Here is a 24,807-nt window from a genome sequence, read left to right on the forward strand (position 1 = left end):
ATTATGATGATGGTCTTTGGAATGTTCGTTTTTATGCTGCGCACCACCCCTTACCAGCAACTCCAGCACTCGCAGGAGTGGAGGCACGTAAAAAACGAGCGGGTTAACCAGTCAGCCGGTTGGCAGTACATTGGCGCTGGTGATGACAATATAACGCTGTCAGGCGTCCTTTACCCGGAAATCACCGGTGGAAATCTCTCGCTGTCAGCCCTTGAAACTGTCGGCTACGCAGGGCGCCCATGGCCGCTTATTGAGGGTACGGGGCGTATTTATGGTATGTACGTTTTAACACGTCTGGAGCGGGGAAAGTCCGAGTTCGACCGATTTGGGAATCCAAAAAAAATCGAATTTACCCTCAGCCTGAGCCGTGTCGATGCGGATTACAGGGAGAAGCTGCAAAGCTCGACCGTCAGCGATGCCCTGGCCGGGTTAAAGACGAGTGCAAATAATGCGATAAACCAGGTGAAAGACTCGCTCAACGGTCTGTTTTAATAATGCCTTAAGCCCCTTCATGTTCCCTTCTTGTTGAAGGGAACTTTTTATAAAGTGTCGATATTCCTACATCAAAAATAATAGCCACCCGCTGTCGTTTCTCCCCTGCGGCGATCAGTCTTCCCGCCTGTTCCCATTGCTGCTCTGTCAGTTTTGGTCGCCTCCCTCCTATCCTTCCTTCTGCACGAGCTGCAACCAAACCGGCGCGGGTGCGCTCAACGATTAACTCTCTCTCCATTTCTGCCAGTGCGCCCATGACATGAAAGAAAAAACGCCCCATAGGTGTTGAGGTATCAATGCTGTCTGTCAGGCTGCGGAAGTTAACACCGCGATTGCGTAGCTCTTCGATCATAGTCACCAAGTGGCGCATGCTCCGCCCGAGACGATCAAGCTTCCAGACAACCAGCGTATCCCCATTCGATAAGGTTCGTAATAAACGCTTAAGCCCCGGCCTTTCCGCTTTTGTGCCGCTTATTTTGTCTTCAAATATTTGTTCACATCCTGCGCTTTCCAGCGCATTTCTTTGCAGCGCGGTGTTCTGGTCATTTGTTGACACCCTTACATAGCCGATCAGCATAAAAATCTCCTTTATTTAGATGCCATAGTCCCTCGCATTGTATCGAGCATCGTCATTTCTGGCTGTACTGCAGGTTAGGTACCGCACCATCAGAAGTAACCATGTCTTACGGAAAACGTTCAATTGAGAGAATCATTTTCTGGCGTTGTCGGGCAGTCGAGAAACGCCAGAATGTCAGTGGCTACCGCGAGTGCTACTGCGACATTTTCAGCCGATGAGTTGATTGTTGAAGATAGCGCAGGTCGCCAGTATCGACTGGGTGCATTCAGCAAAACAATCAACCTGGCGACTACCGGTGCAGGTGGGCTGGATACGGGGTCTGTGCCGACCACCGGCTTCGTGGCACTGTATGCTATTTATAACCCGACGACAGCGACGTCAGCACTTCTCGCCGTTAATGCGACAAACGCCAATGTTCCAGAAGTTTATGGTGGCACAAATATGCCAGCTGGATTTACAGCATCCGCACTGGTTGCTGTGTGGGGTATTGAGTCAGGCCAGTTCATTATCGGTGATTTAGTGGGGAGAATATTGTCAATTCAACAGGTGACGGTACTTTCAACATCAAGCCCGGTTTCTACAGCAACCCCAATATCACTGGTAAATACAGTACCTTTAAATGCAAAAGCAGTGTCAGGTTTAATGTCAGCGTCAGCAGGCGGATCATCCAACATTTATAATATCTCAATCGATGTTGCCCCCCGTAAGAATATGGTGGGTAGAACGAGAGTAGCAAATAGCGGCACAAATATTACTGGAATATTCAAAATTCAACTCACTGAGCCATCGACTATCTACTACGCGGGCAGTGCAGTAGGTACAACGAACAGCTCGTCAGTTTATGTAACATCATATGAGATTTAACTATGATTTATGTTCAGTTTTCAGATACCACAGAAACAAAAATAGTCGCTGTATTTGCGTCACCACAATCACCAGATTTCTATAGCAATCCCGGAGAAGTGGAGCTGGATGACCAACGATACGCTGAATATTTCTCTCTGCTACCAGCAGATGTTCAAAGCGGACTGCCAGCGCCAGTTAACCCGGCGCATGAGAAGTAGAGCGTGCTATTGAATGGCCTACACCTCTGGGGGAACAGGCCAGTTAGTAGCATGTTTCTTATATCGCTGGGGCTGGCAGTATTTGCTGCATAACCTCAGGTTGCGCGTTATAAAACTCAATATAACGCGCATCATTCTTATCAATCTGTGTGGAATTTTCTTGCTCGCATGAGAACAATGCCACAATAGACTTTCCATCTGGTGTTAATTCAGCGTAAATCATATCGTATATCCACTGATGAATAATGATGCAGAAAAACCCGTGATTGATGTGCCGTTTGGGTTCACATCATAAAAAATTGATTGTGGGGTTGATAGCAATAATTCCGCAAACTGACCATAAACCCCTATGCCATAATTCCCGACATAACCCCCGATTGATACGTACCCGACACCGCTATTTGTGGATGCAACATCAATAATTAAACCGCCTGATTGCGCACCACCACCTGCTGTTGCATAGATGGAACCATAGCCACTTACTTTCCTTGCATTTTTGGGAACAATCGCGGCGATAGATAACTCAGTTAGCGTATTTATTGTTGCGGTTGTTGTTATTGCGGTCTGACGGTCAATATTAATAACTCGCCCATGCTGCGTTCCAGTTTTGAATTTTGATTCTGAAATGCCCCAAACACTCACCAGTGCACTGGCGGTATAGTCAGGAGGTAACGATGAACCACCATAAATCTCTGGTGCTTCAGCGGAGGTTGCATTTACCGCAAGCAATGACGACATATCAGTAGTCGGATTATAAATCGCATACAAAGCAACAAATCCTGTTGTCGGAACTGTGCCCGTATCCATCCCGCCAGCCCCTGTTTTCATCAGGTCTACAGATTTATTGAAATTACTCAATCGATACTGGCGTCCATCGCCATCTTCCACAATCAATTCATCTGCTGAGAATGTTGCCGATGCTGACGCAGAGGCGACACTTACCCTTCCATTTCGTACCGCCCCAACCACCCCAGAAAACGATTCTCTCAATTGAAGGTTTTGGAGAAACTTCGCCACATCTGGAATATCCGCCCCGTTTTGGCTTTTCTGCATCGCGCCGGTGATACGTGCATCATCACCCGCCGCAACAGTATTGGCCGTTGTACCGGTGTTTTTCGTCGAGCTGTCACCAAGTTGCAGATTCTGGCGCGCCAGTGCCGGATTAGGTAAATCAGCGAGATTGCGTTCTTTAGCCAGCCGAGCATTCGCATTGTCCATCGCAATTTTAACGGCCTTCGATGTTGCCGCCTGCGATTCGCTGTCACTGGTCACACTGCTGCTGAGCTGCACAAAACCTTTCTCTGTCGTTGACGCATCCGGGTGATTACGTGACTGCTCATGCGCGCGCAGCTGGCTGTCAACATACTGGCGTGTTGCCAGTACAACAGCCGGATCAATCTTCAACGTAACGGCTTCGGTGCTGCTGACAATCAGGATCACGCGAATAACCTGAACGCGCCCGCTCCCCTCCTGCAACTGAGGCTTATAGGTTTCAGCGCAATTGGCAATCGCCACCATATCGCCATCTTTATCGAAAAGGCCGATCTCACGAATCCACCACCCGCCGACGTCTTCCGGTATGACCTGTTCCGCAATGATCTGGCTGGCGTTCGCCGGGTCCACCGTCAACATATTCAAAGGGGCGCGGCGTAACTCATGTACGAGGGCAGTCTGTGCCGGATTCGGTATAGGCAGTACACCATTGCCATCACCAACGGCCAGCTGGGTAATCTCAACTTTCGTACCCAACGCCGTGGCTTTTGCCAGTTTTGCCGCCCCGATATTGGTCAACAGGGCAAGATATTTAGTCGCCACTTGCGATCTCCACGGTATCAATTAAATGGATTGCTGCGCCGGTGTAGTCATTGCCACCCACAGCGATAGTTTCAGGAAAATAGGGATATACCGTCAGCGTATCACCCACGTAACACCCCGCCCCTATCTCGATATAACCCTGAGACTGAAGCGAAAGCGAAAGGCCGGTGAGGTGACGGCTTCTGGGTTTTGCATCGTCGATCAGGCGCTCAAGCTCCCGATAAGTTTCCTCGGTGATCCCCTCATCCTGAATGCCGATTTCAAGCCGGAAAGTGCCTGGCTCCTCGCCGTTCTGCCACCACTCAATCACCCTCAGCAAATAGCCGAAAGGTTCAACAACGCGCCTCAGCGCTGAAATCGTGCCTTTGTGACGATGGACAAGCCAGGAGGCTTTTATTACCTGCCTCTTGGTCTGTTCAGACCAGCGCTTATCCCAGCGATCAACAGACAACGCCCAGGCCAGATAGGGTAAAAACTCCACGGGGCATTCATCCGGATTCCAGAGCTTTCGAAGGTCGACAGGAATACCGCTGATCCGCGCCGTCGGTTTCTCCGCATTCCGCATGAAGGTGCTGGCTGAAGGCGGCAGGAGGCTGTTATTCATCCGTTCCCCCTACGCTGATGGTGTGCGAAATACATCGTGCCGCCTGGGTATCATCGATCACGATATCTTCCTGAGGATTCAGCAAAACTACGCGCTGCACCCCCTGCACATGCAGAGCGGCCATAATGGCCGAACGCGCAACATCGCGACCGATTTTCCCCTGCTCTCCCAGCCATGTCCGCAGTGCATTATCTGCCGCACTCAGGATCGGCTCAGATTCCGGCCCCGGATAGAGATAAAGCAGAGCGTCAATTTCATAATTCACAATCTCCGCTGACTGGACGGTTAGCCGGTCGGCGACAGGCCGCTTATCATCCGCTGAGAGCGTGTCGTTTACTGTTGCGATCAGCTCGTCGCTCGCTGTGCCATCTCCTTCGGTAGACAGAATGGACACGACGACGACAGCGGGAGAAGGGCTGGTTGCCCTGGCATCAGCAACTTTACCGCTGGCACTCTTCGCAAAATATTCGTATGCCCCGGTAGGGCCAGCAACGCTCAGCCCTTCAAAAGCAGATTGCGCACGCAGACGCAGTGCGGTATCGCTTTCCATCTCTGCATCGGTGGTTTCGGTAGCCGGAATGCGAACCAGGCGCTCGGTGTTCAGGTTACCCGCAAGGTTATCAAGATCGGTGGAGACGGAATGGCTCAACATGCAGGCCGCAGCACCCTCATTGATTCGCTGGCGCAGCATTAATTCCCGGTAGGCAATCACCTGCGCCAGTATGGTCAGGGGTTCAGACTCAAGTTTTAACGCTGCGGCAACAGAGGTCTGTTGTTCATCAGGGAAAGCCGCGATCATGACGGCTTTGACATCCGCCAGAATCACTTCAAAATCCAGCACCTCAATAATTTGCGGCGGCGGTAGCTGCGCCAAATCAACTGTTGCCATTGCTGCTTTTCCTGAGTGTTAAGGTTGTCGTCTGCTGTTCCATAGATTCCGTCAGAGCCCCTGACAATCCCGCCTCCACTGCTCCGGACTGCGAATAACGTACATCCACGATGCTCAGCGTGATCCGCGGCTCCCATGTCGCCAGCGCAATAACCACCGCGCTCATCAGCTGCATGCGTGTAACGTCGTTTTGCGGACCATCAATCAGATCAGGAACGAGAGAGCCATAGTCACGGCGCATGACCCGCGATCCAATCGGGGTGTTAAGAATGTCGCTGGCTGACTGCCACACGTGGGCGGCATCCGTCAGCGTTCCCGTGCCATCAGGATTCATCCCGGTATAGCGCACCGTCATTTCGTGCCCTCCGTCCAGCTTCCACCACGCTGCACGGCACCATGACCATGATCATCAATCTGGACACCGTTTGAGATGAACGCACCGCCAGTGTGCGTAAAGTCCCCCTGCATTTTCCCGCCTTCCGTAACGGTGAAATTTTTGGTTTTCAGCATCTCGGTACACTCGACCAGCGGCGTTTTCAGCAAGACTTTAACCGACGCCTCGATCGTTGCTGATTTGATGCCGCTGACCTGCAAAGCCCCTGCCTCTGCGTCATAGCGAAACTTCGCGCCATCCGGGGCGGTTACGATCATTTCTTTTGCCGATGTGCCTGGCGCCGGATTGTCGTTGCTGTAAAGACTTCCCCCGATGATCGCAGCGGTAGTGTTACCCCCAAGGCAAAGGAACCATACCTGCTCGCCAACAGACGGCGGTACCCAGATGCTGAAAGCGCCTGCACGCTGTGCATTCCAGCGCAGCCAGGTCGAATCCAGCTCTCCGCTTTTTACCCTTACCCGCCACTTTTCCTCGTCTATCTCCGTCACCGTACCGGTGCGAACGATGTTTTCCAGCAGGCGAATGACTTCAGCCAGATCCATCAGCTAACCCCCAGAGAATCAATGACCTGTCGGGCTATAGCCATGCGGTCCGCCTTGCTCAGGCCGAGCAACTCACGGCGCGGGTAGCTGGCCATCGCGCCACTGTCGTTAACCCTGTCCCGTAGCCCGTACTGGTGAACGCGGGCGATGCGGGCAGTTGCGCCCGAAAAACCAACTACAGCCCCCTCAGAAGTCGCTCTTGCTTTCAGAAAACGGGTTGTGAGCAGTCGGCGAAACATAGGATCGCTTTTCGTGGTATCACGGCGCGTCTCGCTGAAACTGATATCAAGATAACGCTCAATATCAGAGCGATAGAACGAGCGAACGGCCCCTTTCCCCTCATCAAAGCCTGTAAGCATGCGTCCCCGGCTTCCACGGGTTGCCCGCCAGTTCCTCAGACGACGCTCCTCACCTTGCCAGACAAACCCGATCCCAGCCTGGGAGCGTAAGACGCGGCGATGACGCTTCTGGTATTTCGTGCCATCCGGAGCTGTCTGCTTCCCGATGCGCTGGCTCTGGCTACGGCGTAATGTAGTCGCTATTCCGCGCGCAGTACGCAACCGGCTCGCTGGCGCCATTGCGGACAGGATGTCTGCAAAAACCTGATCGAGTTGATGAAACAGCGCTGCATCATCGGTCATGCCAACTCTCCTCCGCCAAATACCACTCCCCACTCTCCGCCATGGATGCGCGGGCGGTCTTCACTCAGGTGCTTCGCGACGGGCTTCCCGTCAACGGTTTCCACCATGACGCGCTCCCAGACCGGCACCTTGAACAGAAGATCGGCCAGGTCGTCGCTGATAATGTCAGCATCAAACTCCACCTTGCGGTTATTGTCAGGATTCAGCAGTAAATCCGGCTGATATTGCCAGGCCCAGGCCATGATCGGCAGCATCAGGTCATCAACCGCCCCGGGGAATTCCACGGCGAGAATATTGATGGTGTAGAGGTACATGAAAGACGGTTCGCCGGTCGCTTCAATCCCGATATTGCCTTTTTCCACCCAGACGGTGATTTGCTCCGGGTTGGCCTTACACCAGGTGTTACCGGCTATCAGGGCTTCACGCATCAACTCTGCTTTTTTCACTTTATCCCCCTGGCGATTCGCCGCAGTTCCAGCTCTCTGATACCCGCCTTATCGGCGTTGCATGTGTCCAGCGCATCCAGCAGCGCATCGGACCACGGAGCGAGGCTCCCGTATGTCATTGGTTTTGGCGGTGCTGGCGTTTCAGTTTTTGCCGTCAGACTTTCCGGTAAAGGTTCCTGAATAATCACCGGCGCCAACTTCGGCGGCTCGCTGGTACAGGCTGTCAGCCACACGGTCAGGCACAGGCACAGCGGCGCATTTATCACCGGCCAGCTCAGTTTTGATATTTTCACGGCGCTTTTCCCCTGTATCGCTACGCTTCTGAGTCAGTGTTTTCAGACCAGCGGCCACTGCGTTCACGTCGTTACGTAACGCCCTGACCTCGGCCAGCACATCACCGGTTTGCTTAAGCTTCTGGTTGGCTTCTCCAAGGGCCGTCTCTGCGGCCTCTCGCTTACTGCTCTCCAGCGTCAGCCTGACGCCTGCGATGACCAGCAGAAGGGAAATAAAAACGGAAAATACACCCAGCGCTTTCATTTCGCCCCCTTCAGCCCAGGCTCTGAAAGGCACCAGTCCCGAAACTCTTCCCGGCGCTTTACCAGCCCCGGCAGACGATTTCCGCCGGAGTTGACAAAGTCTGTGAGTCGCTCGCAAACGCCCTGCCAGTTACCATCCTGCGCATTGCGCCAGATTGTTGTTCTGACCTTCTGGCCCTTTTTGTTGGTGTACCAGCCAAGACCACCACAACCGACGTTAAATGCGCCGTCAGTGAGCGCTTCGAAAACCCGTTGTGGTGCAGCTGCGCCATTAAACTCGCGGTTTACGCATTTCTCAGCACGAAACAGGTCATTCACCCATCGCTCGGCGATCTCGCGCTCGGCGTATTCGCGGTTCTGCACGTTGCTGGTCGACCCCATGCCTACGGTCAGCACACCTGCCGGGCAGTAATACGGCGTCTTTCGGCAATCCTCGTATTTCGCCATCTTCAGCTGCGCTTCAGGACTTGTGCGCAGAGTCTGCGGCCAGAGTGCCGCTGCGAGAGAGACAATCGCCGCAACAGAACAGGCAATAATTCCTCTTTTCATCGCGGTGACTCCCTGATAGTCCGGATTAACTCCTTCACGTCCTGCCGGTTCTCGGTATCGTCCCGAATCGCATCGATCAATTCATTCAGCAGAACATTGTTGGTTTCATGGATGCGCGACATCCGGCGGCGATGGAGCTCACCCAGCACGGCAACCACGATCCCGGTGAGCGCAGCAATGAAGGCCAGCCAGTCCTTCTGCGTCATCATGCCGACGCCCGTCAGCAGCATCGACCAGAGGTACACCGTCCAGTTCCAGAGGCGGTTTATCAGCTCCATAATTGAACAGTCTCCTTTGTCGCAGAGGTGTCGACGTCAGGCAGCTCAACTTCCTGCCCTGCATCAAGGAAGATCTGACCGGCCAGCGCATGATTCGCAGACAGTACGATCTCGGTCACGCCCTGGGTGATGCCGTAGTGACGCTGACACAACAAATCCACTGTATCGCCCTGCAATGCCTTCACTTTCATCAGAACGCCTCCGCAGAGTTACGGACTACGCCCTGAATATCCGAGATAGCCCAGCGCGCATCACGCCAGTGATCATTCGCCTGGGTTGCGAGAGCGGCGGCGCGCTTCTCACCCGCGTCGCCCGTGGTGTCAACATCGCGGAAAGTCTCGATCAGCAGGGCCCGCGAGATGCTGTAAACTGCGCGGCGCCAGCGATATACCTTTACGCTCTCTTCGTTAATCACCATTGCCGGTACGGCGGCCAAACTGGCATATCCGGCCCCAATCTGTTCAGCCTGCCACTGCTTCAGCTGGTCAGCTGTGTGGGCTACGGCTTCAATGACCACCTGCTTTAAACGCGAAGTGGTAACCGCACCGGTGATTCGCATCTCCTTACGGACGTTGCTCAGCACTATCTCGGGCCAGAACTCCCCGGCGGTGACTTTCTCTCCGCCGTCATCCACGTCCGGCACATCCTCCGCAGAGGGGGTAACTGTGCGAGGGGCCACTAGGCTCATCGTGTAGTCTCCAGAAAAGGTTGGCGGTGAGCGGGCGGAGAAAAGCTAACGCGATGTGTTGCAGATCTCCGCCCGCGCCGCCAGCGCACGGGGCGCAAGTCGGTTATTTTTTATCGGCGGTGGGCTTTTTCGTCGTTGTTTTGCGGGCCGCCGTTTTACGTGTTGTGCTTCCGGGGTTGTTTTTGGCGGCTGGCTTTTTGGCATCTGGCACCGTCACTTCCGGCGTTGCTGCAGCCTGATTATTGCCCTCTTCGCCTCCGCTCTGGTCTGCCCCCTCACTGCCTGATGCATTTTCCGCAGAGGCTTTTTTTACCTGTCGGGCAAGCTTATCGATCAGCTTTTTCACCCCGGCGCCGGAGTCGAGATTCAGCGCGCGGCGCAACAGCTCAAGCGCAGTCGCCTGTTCATCCGCAGTGCCGTTGCACAAAGCAAAAGCGCGGGCTTTATACAGCTTGGCCCGGACGACGTCTGGCATATCGCTGTTTTCAGTGATCTCCTGGACCTCATCGAGCACCGCCAGATATGGCTTAACATCAGTGCTGTCATCCGCCTTGACCTGCACCAGAATGGGATCGCAAATCTCATCGACCAGTGCTGTCGCTGCCGTGCGGTTAAACCGGTCTGGCATTGCCAGGTTGTGCGCGATGACATACCGCCCGATGCGTACGGCCAGCGGATAATCCCGAATATCAATCGCCCAAATCATCAGGCGCGTGATCACTTCATCCTGTCGCCCGCTGTCTCCCTCCAGCGTCCCTTCAATCCACCCCTCGTAATTGGGTAGCAGCTGGCGTTTAAGCGCGGCTTTTGCCTGTTCGCCCTGAATTTTCTTCAGAGCACTCATATCCATACGCATGCGGTGCAGAATTTGCTCGTGCGCAGTACGCGCCGTTTCTGACAGATCATCTGCCTTGCCATGGCGCTCAGCCATGACGCGTTGAAAATGTCGTTGTGCCGGTGTCAGCATTGTTTCTTCCCCGATGAACGGCGGGCCTAAGCCCGCCAGTGTGCGGTTATGCGCCACCTTCCGGCGCCTCGGCAAAGGTAATGCCGTCAATGAATGCGACGTTGCCGTAGTCCTCGATCACAAAGTCATCATTCGATGACTGATAGGTCGCAATACGGTTGTATTCCGGCTCTTCCTTGATCGTCCTGCGCATTCCACCGCGCTGGTAGTACACGGACAGGTTTTTAAATGGCGTGATCAGTACGCCATTGACCGGGAAGTACGGCGCGATAAAGGTCGGCATATTGCCGACACGTTCCTGCGCGACAATCAGCTGACCGGCCAGCATTTCGGTGTTCGGGTTGGTCTGGCTCATGGCGTTAATCGCCGGGAAGTTGCCGGTGGTCAACAGGTCGCCCGCCAGGATCACCACGTTGTCAGGATTACGTTTGTGCCACTCATCCATCAGGCTGTTTTTGGCGTCGTACACCGCCGCGCCCAGGTTGCCGTAAGTCCCTTTCGCAATAACCTTGTTATCTTCATCACGGGAGGTGATCGTGACGCCGGAAATCACGCGATGTGAGGCTTCGGTACGGATTTTCTCCAGCCAGCCAATGCCACAATCCTGCAACAGCGGGTTAGCCGCGCGGTCTGATGGATCGCTGTATTTTGTGCCGTTGAAACCAATCATGATGCGGTCAAGTGACATCTGGCGAGCCATCGCCTTGCTGATCAGGGGCTGGAATTCCGGCATATGCGCCCAGGCATCAAGCTGTTCATAGCTGATCCCGTAGTCGTAGTTGACCTTGCGGCACATGTAATCAAACGGCTCCATTGAATGGTTAGCCCCTGGATTACGACGGTTGGTGGTGCTGTTGTTAACGCCAGCCATCGGGCCTTTGCTGCCAATCAGCACTTTCTGACCAATCTGCTGGTTAACGCCAAACACGTTAATTTTGCTCAGGAAAGAATCACTCTCCTGTGCGGCCTGCTCCATGCGCTGTTGACGCGCAGGGTCTACCGCAAATTTCGCAGCGACTGCCGCAGTCGATACGCCGTTTAATCGCGCCTGTTGCGCAACGTACTGATCAAACAGCTGGCGGGTATTGTTTTCCATGTTTTCTGCTCTCGTAGTGGATATCAGTAATCAGCCAGCTGCGCGTTGGCGCCGCCGTTCGCAGGTGGTCGCTGACTGAAGGAAGCTTCAGTGCTCACCAGCTTCTGGCGCAGCTCCGCAAGCTCAGTGGTCAGCTTCTGGATAGCGGCCTTATCCTCCTGGCGCTCCTGCTCTGCGGCACTGAAGCGATCAATTTGCTCGGATTGCGATTGCGCCACGGCCTCAACGACCTGATGCATCTGACTGAAGCGCTGATCGTCCGTTTTCTGACCTTTGCCAATAATGCTCATCACGCGATTAAACCACTTAGCACCTTCATCGCTGCGCTGGGCGGTCAGCTCGATCACCTCTGCTTCAAGCGCTTCGGTGAACATCGGCGCCTCACCCTGCTGGTTATTGAAGGCCATCACCGATGCACGCTGCTGTGAGGCAAATTTAAGACGCTCAGTACCCAGGCTCGCCGGGGTATCGGTCATTGCCAGCCCGACAACATAGGCTTTGCCGTTGAGGGCAAACTGCGGATGCAGCTCAATACTGGAATAGACTTTTTGCCCTTTGTCGGTCATCTGCACCATGCGCTCGGATGGTTCGATTTCGGCATAAAGCGCGGTGCGCCCCGCCAGTGCACCTTCGGTGATGTCTTCGGTGCTGAGGGCTACCACATCCCCCATCGCCCCAAAATCGCTATTCGGGAACATAGAGAGATAGTGCTCAATGTTGACCCGCGCGCCATACACCTCAGGGTTGTAATTTGCTGCTGCATCGCGAAGGTGCTGCGGTTGAATTTCGCGCCCGTCAACGGTATTTCCGGAGACGGCCACGCGAAACTTCTTACGTGGTTTTGCTGTGCCTGCCATGTTCGTTTACTCGCTTGTTTTCTGAGTTCCCGGAGATGATGGCAGGGGGACGCATCCCCCCTCAACGCGTTGTTGTTGTGAGCGGAGCACCACAACCTAAAGCGAGCGCAAGGGTACGCGCGCGCGGGTTAATCTCCCCGGCAGGAAGCGAGGAGGATTAATGGCGATTGAAGAAGCATTCATCATGCAGCGTGCACGACAGCTTTACTGGCAGGGCTACCCGCCAGCAGAGATCGCACGCCTGATGGGGATCAACCAGAACACGGTTTACTCATGGAAAAAGCGAGATGAATGGGACGCCACACCGCCGATCCAGCGCGTGACAACATCCATTGATGCCAGGCTAATTCAGCTCACTGGCAAAGACAAAAAGACCGGCGGTGATTTCAAAGAGATTGACCTGCTCACCCGTCAGTTGAAAAAGCTGGATAACGGCACAGCAGCCACCCAGCCGAAGAAAAAGATCCGCAAAAAACAAAACTATTTCTCAGAGTCGCAGATTGCCGCGCTGCGGGAGAACATTCTCGGTTCTCTGCACTGGCACCAGAAAGGGTGGTATGACAATCACCACTGGCGCAACCGCATGATCCTGAAAAGCCGTCAGGTTGGCGCGACGTGGTATTTCGCACGTGAAGCTCTGGTGCGCGCCCTGTCTGAGGATGTGAAATATAAGCATCAGCGCAACCAAATCTTTTTATCGGCAAGCCGCCGCCAGGCGTACCAGTTTCGAAGTTTCATTCGCTCGGCCGCTGAAGAAGTAGATGTAGAGCTTAAGGGCGGCGACATGATCCAGCTGTTCAACGGCGCCGAGCTGCATTTTCTTGGCACGTCAGCGGCTACCGCTCAGTCATACACGGGCAACCTGTATTTCGACGAATTCTTTTGGGTAGGCCAGTTTGCCAACCTGAAAAAAGTCGCGGGCGCCATGGCAACGCTAAAAGGTCTAACGCGTACCTATTTCTCCACCCCTTCAGCAGAAAGCCATGAGGCTTATCCATTCTGGACAGGTGAAGCATTTAACAAAGGTCGCAGCCATGGCAAGCGCATTGAATTTGATACATCCTGGAAAACGCTTAACAGCGGCCTGATGTGCCCGGACAAGATCTGGAGGCAGATTGTCACGTTGCAGGATGCTATCGACCATGGATGGGATCTGACTGATATCGACGAAATCCGGGAAGAGAACAGCCCGGAGGAATACGACAACCTGTACGGATGCCAGTTCATCAAAAGCGGTGAAAGCGCCTTTGACTATAACAGGCTACTGGCATGCGGCGCTGATGGTTATGACGACTGGCCCGACTGGCGGCCATATGCGGCCCGCCCCATGGCTGATCGTCCCGTCTGGATTGGCTATGACCCGAACGGCGCCAGCGGCAAGGGGGACAGTGGAGCCATATCCGTTAACGCTGTGCCGATGGTGCCCGGCGGCAAGTTCCGCACGATTGAGACACTACGCATACGAGGGATGGAGTTCGAAGAGCAGGCCAATCTAATTATCGGCATGCTCACCCGGTACAACGTGCAGCACATTGGGATCGATGGTACCGGTATTGGTGAAGCGGTTTATCAGCTGGTTAAAAAGCATTTCCCGGCAGCGGTTTGTTACCAGTTCTCACCGTCCAGCAAACGAATGCTCGTGCTGAAGATGCAACAGCTGATTCGTGGCGGGCGCTGGGAGTTTGATCGTGGTGAGCTTGACCTGGTTGGTGCATTCAACTCTGTCCGCAAGATCGTTACCCCTGGCGGTGTTGTCACTTACGACACGGACCGCTCTCGCGGCGTCAGTCATGGCGATCTCGCATGGGCGACGATGCTTGCCACCATTAACGAACCGCTGGGACAAGAAGGCGGCAGCAGTATGACAGTTACGGAGTATTAACCTTGAGCAAACAAAGACCCACACGCGGCAGGAAGTATGCCAGGGAGCAGGCAGATCTCGCCGCCTCACTGAAAGCGTCACCGGAGCTGAACTCATTCACCTTCGACGGTCCATGGCCGGTGAGTGGTGCCAGCGACCTGCTTGATAACATGTATTGCGCAGACAACGGGCGATACTACGAACCCCCCATTGACTGGTATGGCCTCGCCCGTCAGTTTGGCTATGCGAGCTGGCACCAGTCGGCGCTTTATTTCAAGCGCAACGTCCTTGCCGGATGCTTTGTCCCGCACAAACTTCTTTCCCGCCAGGTGTTCTCCGCCTTCGCGCTGGACTGGTTTGTCTTCGGGAATGGTTATCTTGAGATGCGAAAAAACCGGCTTGGTGGTTCCTTTGGCTTTCGTCACTCGCTGGCGAAATACACACGCCGTGGTTCTGACCTGGACACTTACTGGTTTATTCAGGCCGGGCTACAGGATCACATGTTTTCAACGGGCTCGGTATGCCACGTTCTCAGCCCGGATATTCACCAGGAAATATACGGCATGCCTGAGTATTTCGCTGGCCTGCTGTCTGCAAATCTGGCCCATTCTGCAGACAAGTTCAGAAAGCTCTACTACGACAACGGCTCACACGCTGGCTGCATCGTCTACGTTAACAGCGCGATGGCCGACCAAGAGAGCCTTGATAAGCTCAAAAAGACGCTGACGGATACCCGGCGCGGCGGTGCGTTTAAGAACATCCTTCTGCACGCACCTAACGGCGGCAAAGACTCCGTGCAAATACTGCCATTCAGCCAGATATCGGCTAAGGATGAGTTTGTAGGGGTGAAGTCTTCCACCCGCGATGACATGCTGGCAGCGCACCGGGTACCGCCGCAACTGATGGGCGCCATTCCGGAAGGGAACGGTTCATTCGGTGATATTGAGAAAGCGGCCCGCGTGTTCGCCGTCAACGAGCTGACACCCTACATGGAAGCCATGAAGCATGTTAACGACTGGCTGGGTGAGGAGGTGATTCGCTTCAACCCTTACGCATTGCTTGAACCCACGAAGTGATCTCCTTGCCGCATCGTCATTTCTGGCGGTGCGGTACCACCCGCAGCACCATCATTTCCGGCCATATCAGACACTCACGAAACACAAATAAATCACTCCCCCTACCAGACGCAGCCTGCGGGCTTCTGGCGCGACTTCTCTCGTGCTGCCGCTTCGCTCAACCATCAACATGAGCGCCCAGCAGGCGGCGAATGGCGAAGGATATGCCCCCCTGCCTGCCCCCCTTTGCGCGCGCTTGCTCCCCCGCCTCGCCTGCGCGCTAAACCGACCTCTTTTTGTGCACTTTGTGCAGGCCGCCCAGGCCCCGCCAGCGCTGGGGCGGCATGGAAAAAATGTTGTTTCAAAAATTGTGCAAATTTGTGCAACTTTTTGCATCCACGCGGCCCCATTTTTACACCTGATCAACCTCGCCGAGCGCCACCATGATCGCCAGGCGCTCGGCAGGCGGTAACGCTGCAAATTTTTCCTTCCAGCGCTGCGCTTTTCGCTTGATTCGATAGCGATCATTGTAATTTTTGCCTGCAAAAGTATGCGAATAAGCGCGCCCCTCCTGGTAGTTCATCCAGATTTTCTCCGTCCTCACCCCGCCGCGCGTCATTGCCTGAAATTCTTTGCTGCGCCAGCCCACTAACGTTTCGTCATAAAGCTGCGACGGATAGCCAGAAAGGATAACGCTGACGTTCTCCGGCAGACTCATCAGGCAGGCTAACAGACGCTCATGATCGGCAACGGTATATTCATGACGGTAGCGGGCGCGGCTGGTGCGCGTTTCTGGCAGATAGGGAGGATCGGAATAGACCAGCACGCGGCCATGTCGAGTAAAGTCTTCTCTTTCCAGAAACCCTACAGCATCACCGTGATACAGGTGCAACAGAGGCGGAGTTTCCCCCATCTCTGACCAGCGATTTCGGGTTAACTTAAAAGCACTTTCATCAACATCAATTCCAATCGTCCTGGCTGCGAGTGGCTTGTAAAACATTACCGCACCACTGCCCAGGTGCGTTTCAATGTAGGTATCATGCGGAGGCATTTCAGCAATAATCTTTTGATAAACCCCACTCGCCGCTTTACTTCCCAGATAGCTCATAACTTTCTTGCTCCAAAAAAACAAACCTGCAGCACCGCCAGAAATGACGGCGCTCGATAGAATCGCCAGCACCGTCAAAAGTGACCGTATTTGCCGGAGTAATCGGAGAGCCTTACTCGCAGCCCTTCAATAACATCGGGCGCATACTCCCATTTACCATCTGGCGCAATCATGGCTCCCGCTGAGATGCCGGAAGCCGGATCACGGAAAATCGCCAGTCCAAGCGGATGAAGGATTTCAGTGTTAATGCGGACAATAAGACCTAGCGCTGACAGCTCATTCCAGTCCAACCAGTCGCAGCCGCAGATTTTTTCACGCCCTGCTGGGATAGCTGGCATCACTAGCGCAGGTCTCTTCCCTTCAGTGCCTTGCCAATAAGACGGCCCCACCTGTCTGGACTTGTAAACGATGGCTTTCGCTCTGCCCTTGCTCTTGTTTTTCCTTCTCTGCGCCCTGTTTGCTGTCTTCGTTTTTCTGGTGTCTGAGTGCTTCATTTTTACCTCTCATTTTTCCGTTTAACTGCCTTCTTCCAGCGCGTGACCAGGTCACACACCGCCACATATTCAGAAGTTGATTTATCTTTCTCACCTGCGCGCCATGCCCTTACTTCACGTAACCGGCCACCGTCAGCCGCCAGCATCCCTCCACCGTGGCGAACGCTGGCACCGGAGGCTATTGACCGAACAACGTCATCACTGACGAATATCCGACAGCTACGCAGCTGCGCGCCGATACTGTTGATCAGCTCTTCGGGGATGCTGTTCTTCTGTGATGCTTCTTTTTGTTGCGCTTGTTGCAGTGCGGCCCCGGCTTTTTTCTTCTGGTATTCCGCAACAGCTGCGGCGTAGTTATTCGCGCGCCGCTCGGCTTCGGCCCGCAGCTGTTCGCGCCAACGCTGTTCTGCCTCTTCCGGTGTCAGGCTCATATCTTTCGCAGCGGCCACTTTTGGCCCCCACGTCAACGCAGTTTCATCATCAATAGACGTGCGCAAGCCGCGCGCGGTACGCTCGAAGGCCTGATCTGAGCTTTCGCGGCCAAAGTTTTTCAGTCTGCTGGTGATTTCCTGCCGCTGCTGGCGTGAATATCGGCGCAAATCTTCGATATTCAGCGGAAGTTCTGTCATTTGACTGTCCGGGTGATCAAAACCGGCATGCATCGCCGGTTTTGACGGTGTGGTACCAGCTGGCACCGCCACTTTTAACGGTGGTTTTTCGTCCGTTCCGGAGCGCCCCGTACAGTTATTGACAGAACTCCGAGGGGCCGCTGCGCGGCCTTCTAAGGTCAAAATCTCGACCGGCGACGGCTTACGCTTCGGCACAATCTTGTAATCGGTGGTGCGGGTGAAAATGACTGATTCGCTGCCCGTATAAGGGCAATAAACGCCAGTAATTTTGGCGACCGTGTCACCATAATCATTGCCGTTTTCGGTGAATTCATAGTTAAGCCGAACGCGCAGGCAATCGCGCGCGACAAATGGTCCGCCCTGAGCGTTGGTATATCCCGGCCAGTCTGGCGCATCGGCTGCGGCGCGTGCCGCTTCCAGCTCCGGATGCAATACCAGCTCACGGTCACCTAACCGGCGCAGCTCCCGCCAGGTGGTCACCGGCGCGCCGCCAATCTGCTGAAACTGGCGGATATTCCAGCGTGAAGCCCAGGCACGCACGCGCTTTGCCATATCCCTGACAGGCTGGCCTGACTCAAGATCAAGCTCACCATCCATGCCGTAGCCGTCGATATTTTTGGAAATGTATTTGGCGATGTAGCCCGTCGCCGAGCCAAATTGCTCGTCGATTGGCTTAACGGTAAAGCGGTGCTCCTGTGCCCCCGGCTCCTGCCCGTCTTCTCTCATGGCATGCTTACGGAAAATGGCAGTTGCATACTCCACCTCCTCAGGACGGAGGAAGAGCAACAGGTGCCAGTGAGGGGTTCCATCGTGGTGTGGCTCTGCAACACGAAAACCAAACGTGCGGATACCTTCGCGACTCCATTTGGCTCTGACGCGCGCCCAGACTTTGCAAAGGTATTTTTGCGTCTGACGCGGGCTGGCGTGCTGGTACTTATCGTTTCGTCTGCCTGACTGGACATGCGTTGAGTGGTAACGCGACGGCGCTGTCAGCGTGTAGAACATGCCAACCAGCCCCATTTCATTCGCCATATCCTCAAACCCGCGCATGCGCACCATCAGCTCATGCCGCGCGATCTTCGGGTTGGAAACACTACCCATCACCTTATCCAGTAATGAGCTGCGCTCGCCGGTGTCCTGGTCTTCCAGCTCCATCGCCTGAAGGAATTCGAAGTTCGCTTTTTTCTGCGCAACCCATTCCCTGAAGCATGGATCAGAGCAATATGGTGAAGCCACTTTGCTGACATAGCCGGTCGCGATCATAAGATGTTCGCGCCAGCAGTCATGGATACGGCGGATTTTGTTAAGCCACCATTTTTCGGAATGAAGTCTGCCAGCGGCACGCAGCGCCTCATCGGCGTCCAGCTCTTCATCGCAATAACGCGCCCATCCAGGGATGGCAATATTGAGCGTCGCCGCCTTGCTCGCTACAGCCCCGTATGAGTAAATCGACGAAAACTCGAGATCGGATGTTTGTTCGTACTGAAAATCAAACTCGCGCATAAACTCGCTTTTCATCAGATTCGCAAGCTTATACGCCAGTCTTTTCAGGCGTTTTTTGTCTGCCCATGGCAACAGGTGGAAGTCATCGCGCAGTGGGAGAAGGATCGCTGGGAGTGTACTTTGTGGAAGGTATTGCGCATTAACCGCATCAACACGGCGTAACACATGGCGCTCAAACGTACCAAACAGCCAGCGCACAACGTCTTTTGGCTTGTTGCGTTCGAGGTTTTCAAGGTGCTGCGAGAAGCGCTTACGGATAAACGCCGGGAGCGTCTGCACCCGGCGGCGGAGGTAGTTAGCGCGGCCATTGCGATCAAATGCTTCACGCGCATCGCCCTCGCGCGGGCGCATAGGAGCACGGTAGACAGCATCAACCAGATCACCATAGGCGAGCGCCTTGCGTTCGCCTTTTGGAGTGATGTATTCGATCGCTGACTCTTCAACCAGGGATGGATTAACTGCTTGCCTTTTGGCGTTCCATTCCCATGTCAGTGGGATGGAATCGCTCATTTAGATACCAGCTCACGGGAAACACAGTCAGCAGCCGTAAGGCGGTAATTATAAATCCGCCATGCTGCATGCTCAGTTATGTCGAATTTTTCTGCGATCTCGGCAAACGTCAGTCTCGCTCCATGTTCGTCATCCCGTAATTCCCTGATTAGCTGTACATCAGCATCTGAAATACGAGTGCTGTGATGCGCATCCCCACATTTAAAAAAACTGATCTTCATACGCAGTGCTTTTTGGATCACATCTCCACGCTTCCGGTGAAGAGACTCAGCCACCTGTTCAACCGTCATTGTTTTACAGTTCTGCCGTATGAAATGTTCTTCTTCCAAAGTGAATGGTCGCTGCTTTGCCAGGAGACCTGGATTGCTCTTCCTGAGTGTTGTAATACGACGCTCAACACCACCAAGAGGCCTTCCTATCTGGCGTGCAACTTCAGCCGCACTAAATTCCGCATATAGCAAAATAAGCATTTGGTCTTCTTCCGGAGTCCATGCCCGAACATGCTTTGGTGCTTTTCCTGGTGTTCCTCTTCGTTTCAGATGCATCGCGCGGCCCCTAAATTGTCACGGTGGCGCCTGGCTTAACCTGCCTGGCGTCTTTTTCGGTATCACGGATAATGGTCGTGCTGCTGTACCTGCCCCAACTCAACACCTCCACCTCCACGATCCAGAAATGGCGATATGGGCGAACGTCGAGCACGCGAGTGATCACTGCATCAACTGTGTTCATCGGGTGGCGACCTCCCGAATCTCTTCGATTGAATCAAGCAGCAGTCGACGGCGGGTACGTTCGGCAAAGTGACGTTTGCCAGTGTCTTTCCGGTAGCACTCTGTTTTACCGACTACCCACATGGATTCCGTCTGGTGCAACTTCTTGCGCTGCGGGCCATCTTTGGTAATAACGATGCCCGTATGAGTCTTTTTGATGGTCATCAGAAAGGCTCCTGCGTTTCACAGCCCTTGGCAGGGTCGAAGCCTAAAAACATCTCGCCGTAAGTTGCATTCCCCATTACCGGTCCACAATCCGGGCAGCGGCCACCGCCAGCACTATCGCAGTCATCACACACGCGAAGAACGCCAATAACCTCGCCAGCCATATCGCGGCTTTTGGCGCTTACAGAGCGGCGGACACTCAGGGAGTGAAGGTTGAAGGCGGAATAAATTTCGCGAGTTTCAGGCGTGTCGCTGTTGGATATCACCGCGCGATGACCATACTGGTGATTAACATTGAGCAGGGCTGCAACCAGGGCGCGATGATCATCCAGGGTAAACGGCTTGCCGTAGGTGGTGAAACTGGCTGTTTTGCTGGCCGGTATGTATGGGGGGTCGCAATAAATAACTGCGTCATGCGCCAGCCGCATAGTGCCAGGGATTGAATCGCGAAAGTCGCCATGATAGAAAAGCGCTTTTGTGTCATTGGCCTTTTCAGCAAACAAACGCATTTCATTTTCAGGGAAGTAAGGCTCGGCATATTTTCCAAAGGGCGAGTTAAATTCCCCCTTCAGATTTTCGCGATAAAGACCGTTGTACGTATGGCGATTCAGGTACAAAAAATACGCAGCATGAAGCAACGCAGCATCCGGATCTAAGTCCGCTTTTTGGGTCAGAGAATTGAATTCAGCTCGCCGCTTATAAAATTCCTCGGCATTATTCCCGCCGCTAAATATCCAGCGACAGGCAGAAATTGTGTCCTCTGGTCGGCCTGTTAGTTGACGGAAGAAGTTGATCAGATTCAGATTGTTATCGCAAAGCACATAGTGACGGTATTCCGTATTCATAAATACGGTTCCGCTACCAACGAATGGCTCAATCAGACAATCAGCTTTTGGCAAATGCTCCAGCAGTTGCGGCATAACGCGAGCTTTTCCACCCGCCCATTTCAGAGGTGACTTAATCATTTTCAAACTCACAACGATTCGAGGTGTGGAGAAGTCAGGCGCTGCCAGATCTCGCAAACCTGCTCGGCGCGATAAACAGCATCTGTCAGCATATAAGTCGCTGTAGAACGGCGCGGATGCGGGACGTATCCGGTAACGCCAGCGATATGAATCAATGTTGATAGGTAGCGAATGTCGAAATACGGTAATGATGGACCAAGACCATGGCGGGAAAGAGCATACGCGAGCGTAGTAACGTCTGCGGAGTCTCCGGCTGACCAGCAAATGAGCTTTTCGTGTTTTGAGGCATTGTCTTTGATAAAACGACAGACGCCACTGACAGCATCAATCTCTCGACAGGTAGCATTGATAACCTCAGCACGTTGTTCGGCATCCCCCTTCATGAGCTGTAAAACCGTTTCAGGGTAAATACCGCCCACGGTTCTGATATCAATTGCACGGTAATATTGCGGGCCAATCTTCCCCGTTGATGGTTCGAAAAAAACGCACTCAATAGCGAACACCGGAGAATCTGGAGATTTACCCAGAGCGCGAATATCTAACATGATGTTGTTCATAAGCTTTTATCCTCACTGATGATTAATTCGCGGTTGCTGATCCACCGCTCGACTGATAAATGAATTTCTTCCTGAGTGGCACTTTCCTTTTTCAGTTGGCTCATAAAAATACGCAGCAGACCAAGAAGGTGAGCACGTTCGCTTTTCCGTGCATTGGTGTTTATTTCCATAAAGTCCGGATCACTAATTCCACTCTCCAGTTTTATTGACTTAACCGACATGGCAACCTCCTGAAAAAGGCAAAATGAAGCCCGACATAATGAATGCCTTTAATTTTCAAACCTGATTAACTAGTGATTAGGACGTGGTTTCCGCTTAACCTGTTTAAATATCCTTTCGTGCCAATAATAAAGAAAATCAATAAAGGTCATTCGAGCCCGTTCATGATTTCCGCGAATTGTTTTCTCCAGACCATAAATAATTAAATCAATTGATGGACTGTCAGGAGTTACAACAATGCGTGCGCCATTTTTTAAATTAACAGTAAAACCTTTCTCCGCATTCTCCACCGCTTCGCGAATCAGCATTTCCCGTTCCCACGATGTTTTCTCTTCAGTAAACACGTAAGCCTCCTTCTACCGCTACAGTAGTTTTTTGATCGCTCTTGCCAGAGTGGTAAGTAAGCCTTTATTTATCTTTTTCGTATAAACAAAAGGCTTACTCATACCTTTAATAAAGCGAACCTTGTTCGGTTCTGGTTTAAAGAAACGTCCGTCAGGGCACTCGATCCAGCCGCGAGTATTGCGATGGTGTGTTACTTGGCAACCCTGCCTTAACAGGCTGGCAAGTGATGGAGCGTTATCGTTCATATCTTGTTCCTGCTACAGTTGTCTGCGGGACTTACGTTCTACTTCTTCGCGTCTGGCTTTAAATTCAGAAAGCCGCTTCTCTTTTTGTCGCTTCGCTTTATTGCAATGCCACCTAATCAGGAACTGAATTAGGCTCAAAACAAACACAGCAAAAATAAAAATCCCGATAGCCACTTCAAGTTTCATTTCTCCCACCATTTTTTAGTTTATCAATGGTTCGCATTGCCTCTGCTAATGCAAAGTCTCTGCCGAAGTAATTCCCGTCATTCAGTACGCTGTATGCGCGCTGCATTGTTCTGGAATTTTTAGGGCACATGTGGATAGTGAATCCCCGATATACATAACTATGGCGACTCAGTTGGATTAGATGATTCATGGTTTTCCTGTCAACTGTTTGCGATGGCATCCTTGAGCATGGCTATCATGTTTACTTCTACCTTGCCCCCTGATAGCTCCTTAGGTCTGATAATTATCCTTCCGTCGCGAACCATTAACCTGCATGTATCGAATGGAATGCCGGTTAGTCTGGAATACTCCTTGAGAGATACATAAGGAGCAGCAACATTCATATTGATGGTCACGCCCGTCATTTCTACCTCACACGCTAGTATCAGTTACCAGATTGCGGCAAATGTGTGGATTTCATGCACTCAAGCCCGCGCAAAAAAACTATGCGAACCATATTTGAAGCGGATCGGCATTCAGCTTCTGCCATTGCTTCAATCTCAGTGCGTTCTTCAGGTGACAGACGTAGCGGTAAAGACCCTCCCGCAACGCTATTTTTGGGCGTACGCGCCCGCTGTGTGTTTTGTGCTTGTGTCATAGTGGTATATTGTGATCTGCTAAGTGTCTGTGGAAAACATTATGAGATCTATAGATCTCTTTTGTCAAGGTGGTAAATGTGAGCTTTACATCTCAATGCATAATTAGACTGAAATCAGAGAGGAAGCGCTTAGCCCTAAGTCAGGCTGAAGCTGCGGCTCTATGCGGTGTTTCACGGGAAACATGGGGGAAATATGAGAGGGGCTCAATAGTACCTGGAGGAGATGTTTTACTCTCATTCGCAATGAATGGAGCCAACGTCCAGTTCATTTTGACAGGGCAAGAATCTGGAGGCGTTGCACTAACCCGTGACGAGCATGATCTAATTAATCATTTCAGAAACGCCCCATTAGCTGTCAAAGCTGCTGTATTTGCAGCCTTAACGGCTGGCAGCTCCGTCTCAAACTCAGTAAATGTGTCAGGAAATGGCAACCGAGTGGCTGGCAGGGATTACAACGAAAACAATAAATAGGGAAGCAGTATGGAAGTGAATTCCTCTGGAGATCAAAACCGGACAGCTGGACGCGATTTCACGGAAAACCGCGTTCAAATAGATAGATTTGACGGGCGCCACACTATCAACATTGCAATACCTTCCGAAAAGAAGGATGAGCGCCCGATGGTGAAGGCTCAGCGCATCGAACTAAATAGACTGGTAGCTGCAATCTGTGATGGGAGCGTAAATGTTGAAGCCTACGAAGTTTGGCACAAATTACATGCTGAAATTGGCGTCTCCAGCATAGATGACATGACCGTTAACCAGTACCACACCGCCGTAAGTTTCTTGCAATCTATGCTTGAACGTCTCAAGGAAACTGATAGTCGAAGAGCGATCATCCATCTGCTATTAAAAAATACCGAAGAATCCTCGGTGCGGCAAAAAATGTTGCGATATTGCCATTTCAACTTTGGTACTGGCCGTCTTAATCATCTCACTCTGAGTCAGCTCCAAGAAGCATCCCGCTGGCTTGAACAGTTGAAAATTGAAAGCCCACTGGAAACACCACAAAAGACTAATGTCACACTTTTCAATTTTGTAACCGCCAATCCAAAGGAATGTTTTTTACTTTTTGCTATTGGGCTGCTGGCTGGCTACATGCTCTTTAAATTTTAATTAAATTGGTGAA

At 52.7% G+C, this 24,807-nt stretch carries 38 protein-coding genes; 6 read left to right on the forward strand and 32 right to left on the reverse strand.

Translation table 11 applies throughout. The features are described 5' to 3' along the window. Positions 1-3 precede the first annotated feature (3 nt). Complete coding sequence (locus NNO02_RS03740) at positions 4-492, forward strand: phage tail protein (RefSeq protein ID WP_024142417.1); 489 nt, start codon at positions 4-6, stop codon at positions 490-492. Positions 493-499: 7 nt separating this feature from the next. On the opposite strand, the gene NNO02_RS03745 is transcribed toward NNO02_RS03740, so the two are convergent. Further along, positions 500-1,069: a recombinase family protein gene (locus NNO02_RS03745; RefSeq protein WP_271454232.1), complete on the reverse strand. Its 570-nt coding sequence runs from the start codon at positions 1,067-1,069 to the stop codon at positions 500-502. Positions 1,070-1,240: 171 nt separating this feature from the next. Between NNO02_RS03745 and NNO02_RS03750 the strand changes: the two genes are divergently transcribed. Then, positions 1,241-1,933 carry a hypothetical protein gene (locus NNO02_RS03750; protein WP_271454233.1) on the forward strand — a complete coding sequence of 231 codons (693 nt, stop codon included), beginning with the start codon at positions 1,241-1,243 and terminating at the stop codon, positions 1,931-1,933. Positions 1,934-2,191: 258 nt separating this feature from the next. Here NNO02_RS03750 and NNO02_RS03755 read toward each other — a convergent pair whose 3' ends face one another. The 17 genes from NNO02_RS03755 to NNO02_RS03830 all read right to left on the reverse strand — a co-directional run bounded on the left by NNO02_RS03755 (position 2,192) and on the right by NNO02_RS03830 (position 12,435). After that, complete coding sequence (locus NNO02_RS03755; protein WP_271454234.1) at positions 2,192-2,356, reverse strand: hypothetical protein; 165 nt, start codon at positions 2,354-2,356, stop codon at positions 2,192-2,194. Further along, the gene (locus NNO02_RS03760) at positions 2,353-3,948 is read right to left on the reverse strand and encodes a phage tail protein (RefSeq protein WP_271454235.1); all 1,596 of its coding nucleotides are present in this window, start codon (positions 3,946-3,948) and stop codon (positions 2,353-2,355) included. Before NNO02_RS03760 ends, NNO02_RS03755 begins: the two co-directional genes overlap by 4 nt. Beyond that, positions 3,938-4,552 carry a phage tail protein I gene (locus tag NNO02_RS03765; RefSeq protein ID WP_008500379.1) on the reverse strand — a complete coding sequence of 205 codons (615 nt, stop codon included), beginning with the start codon at positions 4,550-4,552 and terminating at the stop codon, positions 3,938-3,940. Before NNO02_RS03765 ends, NNO02_RS03760 begins: the two co-directional genes overlap by 11 nt. Beyond that, a complete protein-coding gene (locus NNO02_RS03770) occupies positions 4,545-5,441 on the reverse strand; it encodes a baseplate assembly protein (protein WP_271454236.1) in 897 nt (298 codons plus the stop codon). Before NNO02_RS03770 ends, NNO02_RS03765 begins: the two co-directional genes overlap by 8 nt. Beyond that, positions 5,428-5,796, reverse strand: a complete 369-nt coding sequence (locus NNO02_RS03775) for a GPW/gp25 family protein (RefSeq protein ID WP_010835080.1) — start codon at positions 5,794-5,796, stop codon at positions 5,428-5,430. Before NNO02_RS03775 ends, NNO02_RS03770 begins: the two co-directional genes overlap by 14 nt. Next, positions 5,793-6,377 carry a phage baseplate assembly protein V gene (locus tag NNO02_RS03780; protein ID WP_271454237.1) on the reverse strand — a complete coding sequence of 195 codons (585 nt, stop codon included), beginning with the start codon at positions 6,375-6,377 and terminating at the stop codon, positions 5,793-5,795. The genes NNO02_RS03775 and NNO02_RS03780 overlap by 4 nt, the downstream gene beginning before the upstream one ends. After that, positions 6,377-7,018 (reverse strand): phage virion morphogenesis protein, encoded by a 642-nt coding sequence (locus NNO02_RS03785; RefSeq protein WP_271454238.1) that lies wholly within the window; start codon positions 7,016-7,018, stop codon positions 6,377-6,379. The genes NNO02_RS03780 and NNO02_RS03785 overlap by 1 nt, the downstream gene beginning before the upstream one ends. Then, positions 7,015-7,464: a phage tail protein gene (locus tag NNO02_RS03790; protein WP_008500374.1), complete on the reverse strand. Its 450-nt coding sequence runs from the start codon at positions 7,462-7,464 to the stop codon at positions 7,015-7,017. The genes NNO02_RS03785 and NNO02_RS03790 overlap by 4 nt, the downstream gene beginning before the upstream one ends. After that, positions 7,461-7,697, reverse strand: a complete 237-nt coding sequence (gene lysC, locus NNO02_RS23815; RefSeq protein ID WP_418230110.1) for an Rz1-like lysis system protein LysC — start codon at positions 7,695-7,697, stop codon at positions 7,461-7,463. The genes NNO02_RS03790 and lysC overlap by 4 nt, the downstream gene beginning before the upstream one ends. Next, positions 7,606-8,001, reverse strand: coding sequence for a DUF2570 domain-containing protein (locus NNO02_RS03795; protein WP_271454239.1), 396 nt, complete (start codon positions 7,999-8,001; stop codon positions 7,606-7,608). Before NNO02_RS03795 ends, lysC begins: the two co-directional genes overlap by 92 nt. After that, positions 7,998-8,549: a lysozyme gene (locus NNO02_RS03800; protein ID WP_271454240.1), complete on the reverse strand. Its 552-nt coding sequence runs from the start codon at positions 8,547-8,549 to the stop codon at positions 7,998-8,000. The genes NNO02_RS03795 and NNO02_RS03800 overlap by 4 nt, the downstream gene beginning before the upstream one ends. Continuing rightward, positions 8,546-8,827, reverse strand: coding sequence for a hypothetical protein (locus NNO02_RS03805; RefSeq protein ID WP_000420349.1), 282 nt, complete (start codon positions 8,825-8,827; stop codon positions 8,546-8,548). Before NNO02_RS03805 ends, NNO02_RS03800 begins: the two co-directional genes overlap by 4 nt. Continuing rightward, positions 8,818-9,018: a tail protein X gene (locus NNO02_RS03810; RefSeq protein ID WP_271454241.1), complete on the reverse strand. Its 201-nt coding sequence runs from the start codon at positions 9,016-9,018 to the stop codon at positions 8,818-8,820. Before NNO02_RS03810 ends, NNO02_RS03805 begins: the two co-directional genes overlap by 10 nt. After that, complete coding sequence (locus NNO02_RS03815; RefSeq protein WP_271454242.1) at positions 9,018-9,515, reverse strand: head completion/stabilization protein; 498 nt, start codon at positions 9,513-9,515, stop codon at positions 9,018-9,020. The genes NNO02_RS03810 and NNO02_RS03815 overlap by 1 nt, the downstream gene beginning before the upstream one ends. A gap of 103 nt (positions 9,516-9,618) precedes the next feature. Beyond that, positions 9,619-10,482 (reverse strand): phage terminase small subunit, encoded by an 864-nt coding sequence (gene gpM, locus NNO02_RS03820; protein WP_271454265.1) that lies wholly within the window; start codon positions 10,480-10,482, stop codon positions 9,619-9,621. A 46-nt stretch (positions 10,483-10,528) separates the two neighbouring features. Next, positions 10,529-11,578 carry a phage major capsid protein, P2 family gene (locus NNO02_RS03825; RefSeq protein WP_271454243.1) on the reverse strand — a complete coding sequence of 350 codons (1,050 nt, stop codon included), beginning with the start codon at positions 11,576-11,578 and terminating at the stop codon, positions 10,529-10,531. A gap of 23 nt (positions 11,579-11,601) precedes the next feature. Then, entirely contained in the window at positions 11,602-12,435 is an 834-nt protein-coding gene (locus NNO02_RS03830) for a GPO family capsid scaffolding protein (RefSeq protein ID WP_010835070.1), read from the reverse strand. A 160-nt stretch (positions 12,436-12,595) separates the two neighbouring features. Here NNO02_RS03830 and NNO02_RS03835 point away from each other — a divergent pair, with 160 nt between their 5' ends. Further along, complete coding sequence (locus NNO02_RS03835) at positions 12,596-14,317, forward strand: terminase large subunit domain-containing protein (protein WP_008500365.1); 1,722 nt, start codon at positions 12,596-12,598, stop codon at positions 14,315-14,317. 2 nt (positions 14,318-14,319) lie between these two features. After that, positions 14,320-15,372, forward strand: a complete 1,053-nt coding sequence (locus NNO02_RS03840; RefSeq protein WP_271454244.1) for a phage portal protein — start codon at positions 14,320-14,322, stop codon at positions 15,370-15,372. A gap of 391 nt (positions 15,373-15,763) precedes the next feature. Here the strand turns inward: NNO02_RS03840 and NNO02_RS03845 are convergent, their stop codons facing one another. From NNO02_RS03845 to NNO02_RS03910, 14 genes are all read right to left on the reverse strand, one after another. Next, entirely contained in the window at positions 15,764-16,459 is a 696-nt protein-coding gene (locus NNO02_RS03845; RefSeq protein ID WP_023305078.1) for a hypothetical protein, read from the reverse strand. 74 nt (positions 16,460-16,533) lie between these two features. Then, entirely contained in the window at positions 16,534-16,797 is a 264-nt protein-coding gene (locus tag NNO02_RS03850; protein WP_271454245.1) for a DUF7415 domain-containing protein, read from the reverse strand. A gap of 158 nt (positions 16,798-16,955) precedes the next feature. Further along, entirely contained in the window at positions 16,956-19,595 is a 2,640-nt protein-coding gene (locus NNO02_RS03855; RefSeq protein ID WP_271454246.1) for a replication endonuclease, read from the reverse strand. After that, complete coding sequence (locus tag NNO02_RS03860; RefSeq protein ID WP_271454247.1) at positions 19,592-20,140, reverse strand: AsnC family protein; 549 nt, start codon at positions 20,138-20,140, stop codon at positions 19,592-19,594. Before NNO02_RS03860 ends, NNO02_RS03855 begins: the two co-directional genes overlap by 4 nt. A gap of 10 nt (positions 20,141-20,150) precedes the next feature. Then, the gene (locus NNO02_RS03865) at positions 20,151-20,324 is read right to left on the reverse strand and encodes a hypothetical protein (RefSeq protein ID WP_271454248.1); all 174 of its coding nucleotides are present in this window, start codon (positions 20,322-20,324) and stop codon (positions 20,151-20,153) included. Beyond that, positions 20,321-20,527, reverse strand: coding sequence for a hypothetical protein (locus NNO02_RS03870; protein WP_003835835.1), 207 nt, complete (start codon positions 20,525-20,527; stop codon positions 20,321-20,323). Before NNO02_RS03870 ends, NNO02_RS03865 begins: the two co-directional genes overlap by 4 nt. Beyond that, entirely contained in the window at positions 20,527-21,492 is a 966-nt protein-coding gene (locus NNO02_RS03875) for a DNA adenine methylase (RefSeq protein ID WP_271454266.1), read from the reverse strand. The genes NNO02_RS03870 and NNO02_RS03875 overlap by 1 nt, the downstream gene beginning before the upstream one ends. Positions 21,493-21,500: 8 nt before the next feature. Then, on the reverse strand, positions 21,501-22,049 hold the full coding sequence (locus tag NNO02_RS03880) for a 3'-5' exonuclease (protein WP_271454249.1): 549 nt from the start codon (positions 22,047-22,049) through the stop codon (positions 21,501-21,503). Further along, positions 22,046-22,270, reverse strand: a complete 225-nt coding sequence (locus tag NNO02_RS03885; RefSeq protein ID WP_124021243.1) for a hypothetical protein — start codon at positions 22,268-22,270, stop codon at positions 22,046-22,048. The genes NNO02_RS03880 and NNO02_RS03885 overlap by 4 nt, the downstream gene beginning before the upstream one ends. A gap of 69 nt (positions 22,271-22,339) precedes the next feature. After that, entirely contained in the window at positions 22,340-22,612 is a 273-nt protein-coding gene (locus tag NNO02_RS03890; RefSeq protein ID WP_101743133.1) for a hypothetical protein, read from the reverse strand. Between the two features lie 18 nt (positions 22,613-22,630). Continuing rightward, a complete protein-coding gene (locus NNO02_RS03895) occupies positions 22,631-22,858 on the reverse strand; it encodes a phage filamentation protein Fil family protein (protein WP_271454250.1) in 228 nt (75 codons plus the stop codon). Positions 22,859-22,870: 12 nt separating this feature from the next. After that, positions 22,871-23,044, reverse strand: coding sequence for a hypothetical protein (locus tag NNO02_RS03900; protein WP_271454251.1), 174 nt, complete (start codon positions 23,042-23,044; stop codon positions 22,871-22,873). Continuing rightward, on the reverse strand, positions 23,034-23,234 hold the full coding sequence (locus NNO02_RS03905) for a DUF4761 family protein (protein WP_137378553.1): 201 nt from the start codon (positions 23,232-23,234) through the stop codon (positions 23,034-23,036). Before NNO02_RS03905 ends, NNO02_RS03900 begins: the two co-directional genes overlap by 11 nt. Positions 23,235-23,244: 10 nt before the next feature. Continuing rightward, positions 23,245-23,448: a hypothetical protein gene (locus NNO02_RS03910; protein ID WP_024142410.1), complete on the reverse strand. Its 204-nt coding sequence runs from the start codon at positions 23,446-23,448 to the stop codon at positions 23,245-23,247. A gap of 311 nt (positions 23,449-23,759) precedes the next feature. Between NNO02_RS03910 and NNO02_RS03915 the strand changes: the two genes are divergently transcribed. Continuing rightward, entirely contained in the window at positions 23,760-24,152 is a 393-nt protein-coding gene (locus tag NNO02_RS03915; RefSeq protein WP_101743135.1) for a helix-turn-helix domain-containing protein, read from the forward strand. 9 nt (positions 24,153-24,161) lie between these two features. After that, positions 24,162-24,794 (forward strand): membrane protein, encoded by a 633-nt coding sequence (locus NNO02_RS03920; RefSeq protein WP_048998567.1) that lies wholly within the window; start codon positions 24,162-24,164, stop codon positions 24,792-24,794. Positions 24,795-24,807 lie beyond the last annotated feature (13 nt).

This window comes from Citrobacter sp. Awk 2 (genome assembly GCF_028069815.1).
Lineage (GTDB): Bacteria > Pseudomonadota > Gammaproteobacteria > Enterobacterales > Enterobacteriaceae > Citrobacter.

Excerpts from the sequence above, each read along its gene's own strand:
- NNO02_RS03885 (WP_124021243.1), bottom strand. The coding sequence starts at position 22,270 with ATGTCGGTTAAGTCAATAAAACTGGAGAGTGGAATTAGTGATCCGGAC.
- NNO02_RS03755 (WP_271454234.1), bottom strand. The coding sequence starts at position 2,356 with ATGATTTACGCTGAATTAACACCAGATGGAAAGTCTATTGTGGCATTG.
- NNO02_RS03785 (WP_271454238.1), bottom strand. The coding sequence starts at position 7,018 with ATGACCGATGATGCAGCGCTGTTTCATCAACTCGATCAGGTTTTTGCA.
- NNO02_RS03860 (WP_271454247.1), bottom strand. The coding sequence starts at position 20,140 with ATGCATCTGAAACGAAGAGGAACACCAGGAAAAGCACCAAAGCATGTT.
- NNO02_RS03880 (WP_271454249.1), bottom strand. The coding sequence starts at position 22,049 with ATGAACAACATCATGTTAGATATTCGCGCTCTGGGTAAATCTCCAGAT.
- NNO02_RS03765 (WP_008500379.1), bottom strand. The coding sequence starts at position 4,552 with ATGAATAACAGCCTCCTGCCGCCTTCAGCCAGCACCTTCATGCGGAAT.
- NNO02_RS03850 (WP_271454245.1), bottom strand. The coding sequence starts at position 16,797 with ATGCCAGCTATCCCAGCAGGGCGTGAAAAAATCTGCGGCTGCGACTGG.
- NNO02_RS03905 (WP_137378553.1), bottom strand. The coding sequence starts at position 23,234 with ATGAATCATCTAATCCAACTGAGTCGCCATAGTTATGTATATCGGGGA.
- NNO02_RS03750 (WP_271454233.1), top strand. The coding sequence starts at position 1,241 with ATGTCAGTGGCTACCGCGAGTGCTACTGCGACATTTTCAGCCGATGAG.
- NNO02_RS03870 (WP_003835835.1), bottom strand. The coding sequence starts at position 20,527 with ATGACCATCAAAAAGACTCATACGGGCATCGTTATTACCAAAGATGGC.
- NNO02_RS03815 (WP_271454242.1), bottom strand. The coding sequence starts at position 9,515 with ATGAGCCTAGTGGCCCCTCGCACAGTTACCCCCTCTGCGGAGGATGTG.
- NNO02_RS03795 (WP_271454239.1), bottom strand. The coding sequence starts at position 8,001 with ATGAAAGCGCTGGGTGTATTTTCCGTTTTTATTTCCCTTCTGCTGGTC.
- gpM (WP_271454265.1), bottom strand. The coding sequence starts at position 10,482 with ATGCTGACACCGGCACAACGACATTTTCAACGCGTCATGGCTGAGCGC.
- NNO02_RS03810 (WP_271454241.1), bottom strand. The coding sequence starts at position 9,018 with ATGAAAGTGAAGGCATTGCAGGGCGATACAGTGGATTTGTTGTGTCAG.
- NNO02_RS03875 (WP_271454266.1), bottom strand. The coding sequence starts at position 21,492 with ATGATTAAGTCACCTCTGAAATGGGCGGGTGGAAAAGCTCGCGTTATG.
- NNO02_RS03865 (WP_271454248.1), bottom strand. The coding sequence starts at position 20,324 with ATGAACACAGTTGATGCAGTGATCACTCGCGTGCTCGACGTTCGCCCA.
- NNO02_RS03895 (WP_271454250.1), bottom strand. The coding sequence starts at position 22,858 with ATGAACGATAACGCTCCATCACTTGCCAGCCTGTTAAGGCAGGGTTGC.
- NNO02_RS03920 (WP_048998567.1), top strand. The coding sequence starts at position 24,162 with ATGGAAGTGAATTCCTCTGGAGATCAAAACCGGACAGCTGGACGCGAT.
- NNO02_RS03770 (WP_271454236.1), bottom strand. The coding sequence starts at position 5,441 with ATGGCAACAGTTGATTTGGCGCAGCTACCGCCGCCGCAAATTATTGAG.
- NNO02_RS03740 (WP_024142417.1), top strand. The coding sequence starts at position 4 with ATGATGATGGTCTTTGGAATGTTCGTTTTTATGCTGCGCACCACCCCT.
- NNO02_RS03830 (WP_010835070.1), bottom strand. The coding sequence starts at position 12,435 with ATGGCAGGCACAGCAAAACCACGTAAGAAGTTTCGCGTGGCCGTCTCC.
- NNO02_RS03745 (WP_271454232.1), bottom strand. The coding sequence starts at position 1,069 with ATGCTGATCGGCTATGTAAGGGTGTCAACAAATGACCAGAACACCGCG.
- NNO02_RS03825 (WP_271454243.1), bottom strand. The coding sequence starts at position 11,578 with ATGGAAAACAATACCCGCCAGCTGTTTGATCAGTACGTTGCGCAACAG.
- NNO02_RS03910 (WP_024142410.1), bottom strand. The coding sequence starts at position 23,448 with ATGACGGGCGTGACCATCAATATGAATGTTGCTGCTCCTTATGTATCT.
- NNO02_RS03800 (WP_271454240.1), bottom strand. The coding sequence starts at position 8,549 with ATGAAAAGAGGAATTATTGCCTGTTCTGTTGCGGCGATTGTCTCTCTC.
- NNO02_RS03845 (WP_023305078.1), bottom strand. The coding sequence starts at position 16,459 with ATGAGCTATCTGGGAAGTAAAGCGGCGAGTGGGGTTTATCAAAAGATT.
- NNO02_RS03805 (WP_000420349.1), bottom strand. The coding sequence starts at position 8,827 with ATGGAGCTGATAAACCGCCTCTGGAACTGGACGGTGTACCTCTGGTCG.
- NNO02_RS03855 (WP_271454246.1), bottom strand. The coding sequence starts at position 19,595 with ATGAGCGATTCCATCCCACTGACATGGGAATGGAACGCCAAAAGGCAA.
- NNO02_RS03780 (WP_271454237.1), bottom strand. The coding sequence starts at position 6,377 with ATGGATCTGGCTGAAGTCATTCGCCTGCTGGAAAACATCGTTCGCACC.
- NNO02_RS03835 (WP_008500365.1), top strand. The coding sequence starts at position 12,596 with ATGGCGATTGAAGAAGCATTCATCATGCAGCGTGCACGACAGCTTTAC.
- NNO02_RS03775 (WP_010835080.1), bottom strand. The coding sequence starts at position 5,796 with ATGACGGTGCGCTATACCGGGATGAATCCTGATGGCACGGGAACGCTG.
- NNO02_RS03900 (WP_271454251.1), bottom strand. The coding sequence starts at position 23,044 with ATGAAACTTGAAGTGGCTATCGGGATTTTTATTTTTGCTGTGTTTGTT.